Source organism: Peribacillus sp. NPDC101480 (assembly GCF_050277335.1).
Taxonomy (GTDB): Bacteria; Bacillota; Bacilli; order Bacillales; family DSM-1321; genus Peribacillus.
The window spans coordinates 1-7,874 of sequence record NZ_JBNNSB010000020.1; the positions used below are offsets into that span (position 1 = coordinate 1).

A 7,874-nucleotide genomic window follows, 5' to 3' on the forward strand; every position below is an offset into this window, starting at 1 on the left:
GAACACGGCAGTTAAGCTCTTCAGCGCCGATGGTAGTTGGGGGTTTCCCCCTGTGAGAGTAGGACGCCGCCAAGCCATTCAAAAGATCAGCCATCAGGCTGGTCTTTTTTTGCGTTTATGAAAAGTATGAAGCCTTGTTATTTTCCATTATAGAGAAGACGTTATTTCACCCTTAGAAGGGTAAGTTGAGATATTATTTAGACATGGGTTAATCAATCAGATTGCAAATAACTGGATAATTGTATTTAAATAAGCAGGAGTACATATATTTTAGCTAAAAAGAAATTTATTCAGAAACTGGTAACTAAAAAAGTGGAGAATATCGGAAGCCTAATAAATGATAAAAAATACTTTGTGCCACAGCAAATAAAAGTATGCTTCATCTTTTATGAACAGTAACGAATCCAAGGTATGGCTGTGCTTTTAAGGTAAATAAGATCAAAAATAAGCACTTCGAAATCCAGGAATAATGAGTATGAGTAATTGCTCTATAGTTATTAAGGACTGCTTCATGAGTTTGACACAATTAAATTAGCGCAGTATAATAATCCAGTAGAACGATATACTAAATAAATTTAACTAATTAAATCTAGTATAAGGGTTAATTCAATACCTTTTGAATTTAGAACGTAATCGGTTTATAGTAGAACGATATACCAGTACTAATTTTTTAGTAGAACGATGTACTAATAATAAAGATTAGTAGAACGATATACTAGTTATACGAAAAGTTAGTAGAACGATGTACTAACTAAAGCCGGTTTACTTATTGTTTTATTTAGTACGTAATTTTGTTCTTGAATTTATGGTATGGGGCAAGGGGGCAACTTCTGAAAGTCTTAAGAATCAAAGTGCATTTCGATAATTTTTAATAGGGGTGTGTTACATGAAAAATCCATTTATAAAAATGGCCACTGGTTTATATATTAGCTATTTCATTTTAGGCATGATCAATATTATCATCGGGTCAAATATGGAAAATTTGTCCGATCAATTAAACACAAGTGCCTCAGGGATAAGTTACTTGGTTTCTGCTATAGGAATCGGTAAGTTAGTTTCCTTGTTTTTCGCGGGTAGACTGTCGGATAAATTAGGAAGGAAACCATTTGTCGTTTCAGCATCTTTTATCTACCTGATCTTCCTAATAGGCATACCTTTGGCTCCTAACTATACACTGGCATTTATATTTGCTGTATGTGCTGGTATTGCAAATTCATTTTTGGATGCAGGTACGTATCCAGCACTTATTGAGGCTTTTCAAAAGAAAGCTGGTTCTGCTACCGTATTAGTAAAAGCTTTCGTTTCAATCGGTGCCGCACTTCTTCCATTTATCATGGCGTTCTTTATAGCTAGAGATATGTTTTACGGGTATACATTCTTCTTAATGGCTGCTGTATATCTTGTTAATGGGTTTTTCCTGCTTAAGGTTTCATTCCCGGATCATAAAGCTCAAAGCCAAACTCAGAATGATGAACAAGCTGTTCCGCTTCAACAGCAATTCCTCTCAAAACCGAAGTTTGCTCAGGAAGGTTTGGCAGTCATACTATTAGGCTTCACATCAACTGCTTTATTCATGCTGGTTCAAGTCTGGCTCCCGAACTTCGGACAAGATGTATTGGGGCTAACCCAAGCTAAGGCTGTTCAATTGCTTAGTTACTATAGCATTGGCTCCCTTGTTTCTGTCATTTTGCTAGCAGTTCTATTGAATAAAGTAATTAAGCCCATTACCGTCATGATTATCTATCCGGTCATTGCAGCATTATCTTTATTGTCACTCATTTACATCCAGCAACCATTTATAACTGTTTTGAGCGCTTTCTTCATAGGGCTTTCAACTGCAGGGGTATTCCAATTAGCCATGACAATAATCACAGAATTCTTCCCTGCCAATAAAGGTACGATTACTTCATATGTAAACATTGCAGGTAGTTCAGCCTTTATCATTATACCTTTCATTACTGGTATCATTTCTAAGAGTGCTGGGTTAACTGCGGTCTTCTTGTTTGATGTGGCAATTGCGGCAGTTAGTATTTTATTGGCCGTATTCGTTGCCTATCGATACAAAAAGGTAATTAAGGTATCCAATTAATCAGTCTAGCCGAACATCAGTGGGGCATGAACCCCACTGATGATAATGATAAAAGGGGGAAACATCCATGCAAACAATCACGATCAAAGACGTAACGATCGGAGAAGGGGTTCCAAAGATCATCGTTCCTCTAATGGGGACAACTGAAGAGGAACTGCTTAAAGAAGTTGAAACGGTAAATGCGCTACAGCCGGATATCATTGAATGGCGAGTAGATGTATTTGAACAAGTCGAAAGCTTAGAAGCCGTTTCAGATATGATTTCAAAACTTAGAAGTGCTGTTCCAAATACTTTGCTGCTTTTCACTTTTAGAAGCTATAAAGAAGGCGGAAACAAGGAAATCAGCGATGTTTATTATTTCCAACTTCTTCATACAGCTATTAAAACGAAGAATATTGATCTTGTCGATGTGGAGTTGTTTTTTGAGGAATCATCAGTGAAGGAGACTGTACAGGTAGCTGAGGAAAATGGCGTATACGTAGTAATGTGTAACCATGATTTCGATAAGACACCGGCAAAAGAAGAAATCATTTACCGATTGCGTAAAATGCAGGAATTTGGCGCCCATATTCCAAAAATCGCTGTGATGCCCCAAACGGTTGGTGACTTACTCGTTTTATTAGATGCAACTTACACGATGAAAACAAAGTATGCCGATCGCCCATTCATTACGATGTCAATGTCGGGTAAAGGCCTGGTCAGCCGATTATCAGGTGCGGTGTTTGGATCTGCTTGTACATTTGGTGCAGGAAAAGAAGCATCTGCCCCAGGACAAATTCCTGTTACTCAATTAAGAGATGTATTGGAGATCATTGATCAAAATATTTAACTTATAATTCCTTCCAATAAGGAATTTATATAAAACTTAAAAAATCAGGGGGAATAGAACATGGAAAATCTAGGACGAATTAATGGGAAAACAGAATTAGTAGGATTGCTGGCAACACCTATCGGACATTCTTTATCACCTGCCATGCATAATTTAGCTTTCGATAAATTAGGCTTGAATTGCGCCTATTTAGCATTTGAAGTTGGAAATGGAGAGCTGGAAGATGCAGTAAAAGGGATGCGTGCATTAAATGTAAAAGGATTTAACGTATCCATGCCTAATAAAATGAAGATCCTTCCATATCTAGATGAATTGGCAGACAGTGCTAAATTTTCTGGGGCAGTTAATACAGTTGTCAATGTCGATGGAAAGTTCGTAGGGCACAGCACAGACGGAATGGGATATACTCGGAACCTAAAAGAACATGGTATTGATATTAAAGGAAAGAAAATGACTCTTATCGGTTCTGGGGGGGCTGCTACTCCAATTGCCATTCAATCTGCGCTGGAAGGTGTGGCGGAAATCAGCATTTTTGCTCGTGATGATGCTTTCTTCCCGCAAGCAGAAGAGAATGTACGAATCATCAATGAAGATATGAAGCACTTAAATGTGAAAGCCAATGTATACCCTCTTGAAAATGTTGAACAATTAAAGGCTGAAATCGCAACTAGTGATATTTTGGCAAATGGAACTGGCGTTGGCATGAAACCGCTTGATGGCTTAAGTGTCATTCAAGACGAATCAATGCTGCGTCCTGATTTAATCGTAACAGATGTTGTTTACATCCCACGTAAATCAAAACTAATGGAACAAGCTGAGGCTGCGGGTGCTACAGCTATTAATGGTCTGGGGATGATGCTTTGGCAAGGTGCACTTGCCTTTGAATTATGGACTGGTCAACAGATGCCTGTTGATTACATCAAAGAGCAATTGTTTGCAGAATAATACGATTCCACTCTGGGGATCATTCTCCAAATAGAGGTTTTTTCATACTTGATGTGCATCATTCGTTGATTGATTACATTAAATGAGTGCAGATACCTCAGAGCTAAGAAATGCAGGGAGTGAAATCCCTTGTTTTTCTTAGCGTTTTTTTTTTTTTGAAAAGTCGTTTTCATTTAAATGGATAACATAAAAGGGGAGGCTTTAAAGTAATTACATTTTGCTTAAAGCGTTCTAGGGGAGAAACACAACGTGATTTATTATAGGGGTGTAATAATGAAAAATCAGTATTTTAAAGCGGCATCTGGCATGTATATTAACTATTTCCTGCTAGGGATGGTAAATATAATTCTCGCCTCAAACATGCCCTCTTTAACAGAACAATGGGATACAGACTCTACTGGCATTAGTTATCTTATTGCAGCAATAGGAATAGGCAGGTTACTCACGTATGGTCTCTCAGGAGTATTATCAGATAAATTTGGGAGAAAGCCATTGATCATAGTCTCTTCGGTAATAATGGGAGTTTTTTTATTAGGGATTCCATTTTCCCCCACATATGAAATGGCGTTTGTATTTGCTTTACTTGCGGGAATTTCGAACTCAGCCATGGATGCTGGTACATATCCGGCGCTAACTGAAATGTTTCCTGAATCTGCTGGTTCCGCCAGTGTTATGGTTAAGGCTTTTGGTTCACTTGGTGCAACCATCCTGCCATTCATCATCTTGTTTCTTACTAGGAATGAATTATTTTACGGGTTTGCATTTTTATTACCGGCTGTAGTCTACTTCTTGAATATGTTCTTTGTTTTGTCCGCTTCATTTCCAAAAAGCAAATCCGATGCTGTAAATCATGAGGAGGATTTGCATAGTAACAGGTTCATAACTGAACCTAAATTTTGGAGCGAAGGAGTGGCATTAATCATAATTGGGTTTACATCAACTGCGTTATTTACAGTTTCGCAAATCTGGTTACCGAGCTTCGGCCAGGAAGTCGCAGGGATGCCATCTTCAAGTGCAATTAAATTATTGAGTTATTATAGTGTTGGATCACTTATTTCCGTCCTGCTATTATCCATCTTATTAAACAAATGGATCAAGCCCGTGACAGTGATATTGCTTTATCCAATGATTACTTTACTTACGGTAATCATCATATTAACGATTCATTCACCCATTGTCTTAAGTATTTGCTCTTTTTTCCTTGGGGCCTCGACAGCTGGGATATTTCAATTAACCATTGCAATAATGACTGAACTCTTCTGGAGGAAAAAAGGAACTGTAACAGGAATCGTTGCGACGGCTTCAAGTTTGGCGAGCGTCATTTTACCAATTGCAACGGGTTTGATCGCTAAGAGCGGGGATATATCGCATATATTTCTTTTTGATTGCTTTATTGCAACTATTGGAATTCTAGCTGCAGCTTTTGTTTATTACCGATATAAAAAATTGACACAGCACCAGACCATATTTAACCATGGCTAATAAATATGAAGGATTACTTAAAACTCCATCTTCTAGAACTAGGGTGGCGTTTTTTTTTGGACTAATGAATATTTGATATAGATGTAGGGAGTGAGTATTAACCGATGGTATACCCATGTTCCGAAAGCAATGGTGTAATAATGACAGTAACTATATTATTATTATAATAAGAACATGATAATAATAAGTACATCAAAAATACATTCAAGATGGTGATTGAACTATGAAACAATCCAAAAAAGGGCGGGTCACGCTGCAACAGGTAGCGAAACATGCTGGGGTTTCTACATCCACTGCTTCCCTTATCGTTCGCAATAATCCTCGAATATCGGAAGCGACGCGACAAAAGGTATTAAAATCCATGCATGAACTGGGTTATGTATACGATAGAATTGCAGCCAACCTAAGGTCGCAGAGCTCTGATACTGTAGGAATCATTATTACCGACATATCAAACACCTTTTTTTCTGAATTCCTGATAGGCGTTCATGACGCATTGGATGAGGTCGGTTATACAGTGTTGCTGGGAACTACATTCGACTCGGTCGCCAAGCAAGACCATCTCCTTTCAACCATGATGGAACATAGGGTGGGAGGCCTGATTCTTTGTCCTGTCTCTGAAAGCTCACAAGATACAATTGAACGGTTAAATGAAATTGACACGCCAATGGTCCTTGCTGTTAGGGAACTACCTGGGGTGAATAGCGACTATGTAGGCATAGACTATCCAGAAGGAGCCAGGATGGCTGTTGATCATCTCCTTGGAAAGGGACATAAAAGAATTGCGCTCCTTGGTGGCATCAAGGAATCTTCTACTTGGATCGAGAGAATGGAGGGATACCGTGAAGCTCTTTCAAGTGCGGGATTGGAAGTGGATGAATCGCTGGTGATAGATAGTGCCCCTACACGGGAAGGAGGGCTGGAGGCTGTATTGAAAGTACTTGAGAATCCTAATCCGCCTACCGCGATTTTTTGCTTTAGCGACTTAATTGCTTTCGGTGTTATGCAAGGATTAATGATGAAAGGATTTACTCCTGGAAAAGATATAGATATCGTTGGGTTCGATAACGTTCCAGTCGCAGAAATCTATCATCCTCCGCTAACGACCATTTCCTCATTCCCTAGACGTATTGGAAAAGAGGCAGCGAATCTCCTGTACCAGCAAATGGAGAAAATTGAACGTGATCAACAGCGAATCATATTGAATCCAGAACTGATTATTAGAGAGTCTTCCTAATAAAGAAAAATAAAAAGGTGATTAGTTTACAGGAGGTTAGGTATCCATGCCTCTGTACCCTTTTCATCTTTTCTATTATTCTTTTATTGGGAAAATCGATTAATGAAAGAGCGGGTCTTACTTAAGCGGTTCATAAATATCCCAGGCAACTTTCAATGAATCGACTATAAAGTCTGCAACTTCATCAACATCAAGATCATTGGTATTCACTTTTGAATGATGATAGGAGTATATTTCTTGTCTTGTGTAAAAGAGTTCTTCAATTTCCTCAAGTGACCGGCTTTGTAAAACAGGTCTACTATCAATAAGTAAGCCTATTCTCTCTTTCCAGTATTCCCAAGATAAGTCCAGGTAAAAGACAATGCAATTGGATAAACAGATATTCCGTATATCCTCTTGTAAAAATGCCCCGCCTCCAACTGAAATGATTTTCAATTGTTGTTGACTAAGGCTTTCAATTACACTTTTTTCTTTTTCGCGAAAAGCTTTTTCACCAAACTTCTTGAATATTTCTGTAGTGGGCATATTGAATTCCTTTTCAATTTCTTGATCTATATCAATAAAGTCCCTATATAATTTCCTTGCTACTTTCTGTCCGATCGTCGTCTTTCCTACTCCCATAAAGCCAATAAAAACGATACTTTGCATCCTCAAAGATGTGTTTTTATTAATCATTTATAAATCCCTCTCCCTACTATTTTTATAATGATTAAAAGTCTATCCTGAAATTTTTAAAATATATTTATTATAGTACAAGAAAGTAAAATTGTAAAAAAATTTTTTAATATTTGGACAATGGGATTTGTGATTTAACGGTTTATTTTAAAGCAATCTATTTGAAAGGAACAATCAATTTTTCAGTATTTGATTTAGGAGATCTGATTACACGTTTACCTTCATCTATATAGGTTGTTAATGCCCTTACACATCACTAGGAGGTTTTATTGGTTTTGCAAAAGCTTACTAGGTTGAAGGGAAATCATTTTCAAAGGGGTCTTTGATTTAATAAAATGGATGGAATTAATGATTTGCCGGATTATATGTTTTAAACGGAGGCCGGGGGAAGAAAGGCACATTTATTCCTCTATATAGTTGCTTAAATCATTTAATAAGGAATTGCATGAAATGTGTTGACTTTATGGTGGGAAAGGATTAATATAAATAAGCACCAACCAAGACAAACGAAAAACTTCATCGCTTTTGGCTGATTGCTGAAAGAAATAATAACTATTGACTTCTTACTATGAAAATGATAAGATGAAATGGTCGCTGAAAAACACAGCGATTTAAAA

General features: G+C 37.6%; 7 protein-coding genes and 1 rRNA gene. 6 read left to right on the forward strand and 2 right to left on the reverse strand.

The features are described 5' to 3' along the window. From rrf to ACQKMF_RS26495, 6 genes are all read left to right on the forward strand, one after another. Positions 1–75 (forward strand): 5S ribosomal RNA (gene rrf, locus ACQKMF_RS26470); the annotation flags it as partial. Positions 76–886: 811 nt separating this feature from the next. Next, positions 887–2,089 (forward strand): MFS transporter, encoded by a 1,203-nt coding sequence (locus tag ACQKMF_RS26475; RefSeq protein WP_101226134.1) that lies wholly within the window; start codon positions 887–889, stop codon positions 2,087–2,089. Positions 2,090–2,156: 67 nt separating this feature from the next. Then, complete coding sequence (gene aroD, locus ACQKMF_RS26480) at positions 2,157–2,918, forward strand: type I 3-dehydroquinate dehydratase (protein WP_402945652.1); 762 nt, start codon at positions 2,157–2,159, stop codon at positions 2,916–2,918. A gap of 60 nt (positions 2,919–2,978) precedes the next feature. Continuing rightward, positions 2,979–3,863 carry a quinate/shikimate dehydrogenase gene (locus tag ACQKMF_RS26485; protein ID WP_427575618.1) on the forward strand — a complete coding sequence of 295 codons (885 nt, stop codon included), beginning with the start codon at positions 2,979–2,981 and terminating at the stop codon, positions 3,861–3,863. A 273-nt stretch (positions 3,864–4,136) separates the two neighbouring features. Further along, positions 4,137–5,345: an MFS transporter gene (locus ACQKMF_RS26490; RefSeq protein ID WP_402945649.1), complete on the forward strand. Its 1,209-nt coding sequence runs from the start codon at positions 4,137–4,139 to the stop codon at positions 5,343–5,345. A 223-nt stretch (positions 5,346–5,568) separates the two neighbouring features. Further along, positions 5,569–6,582 (forward strand): LacI family DNA-binding transcriptional regulator, encoded by a 1,014-nt coding sequence (locus ACQKMF_RS26495; protein ID WP_101226130.1) that lies wholly within the window; start codon positions 5,569–5,571, stop codon positions 6,580–6,582. A 117-nt stretch (positions 6,583–6,699) separates the two neighbouring features. Here the strand turns inward: ACQKMF_RS26495 and ACQKMF_RS26500 are convergent, their stop codons facing one another. Together ACQKMF_RS26500 and ACQKMF_RS26505 are read right to left on the reverse strand one after the other, a co-directional pair. Next, positions 6,700–7,257 (reverse strand): shikimate kinase, encoded by a 558-nt coding sequence (locus tag ACQKMF_RS26500; protein WP_053533572.1) that lies wholly within the window; start codon positions 7,255–7,257, stop codon positions 6,700–6,702. Positions 7,258–7,687: 430 nt separating this feature from the next. Next, the coding region (locus ACQKMF_RS26505; RefSeq protein WP_427575621.1) for a hypothetical protein at positions 7,688–7,874 on the reverse strand (187 nt) is incomplete at its 5' end.

What these genes read in the sequence shown, in the direction of transcription:
- ACQKMF_RS26500 (WP_053533572.1), bottom strand. Translation starts at nt 7,257, where the DNA reads ATGATTAATAAAAACACATCTTTGAGGATGCAAAGTATCGTTTTTATT.
- ACQKMF_RS26475 (WP_101226134.1), top strand. Translation starts at nt 887, where the DNA reads ATGAAAAATCCATTTATAAAAATGGCCACTGGTTTATATATTAGCTAT.
- ACQKMF_RS26495 (WP_101226130.1), top strand. Translation starts at nt 5,569, where the DNA reads ATGAAACAATCCAAAAAAGGGCGGGTCACGCTGCAACAGGTAGCGAAA.
- aroD (WP_402945652.1), top strand. Translation starts at nt 2,157, where the DNA reads ATGCAAACAATCACGATCAAAGACGTAACGATCGGAGAAGGGGTTCCA.
- ACQKMF_RS26490 (WP_402945649.1), top strand. Translation starts at nt 4,137, where the DNA reads ATGAAAAATCAGTATTTTAAAGCGGCATCTGGCATGTATATTAACTAT.
- ACQKMF_RS26485 (WP_427575618.1), top strand. Translation starts at nt 2,979, where the DNA reads ATGGAAAATCTAGGACGAATTAATGGGAAAACAGAATTAGTAGGATTG.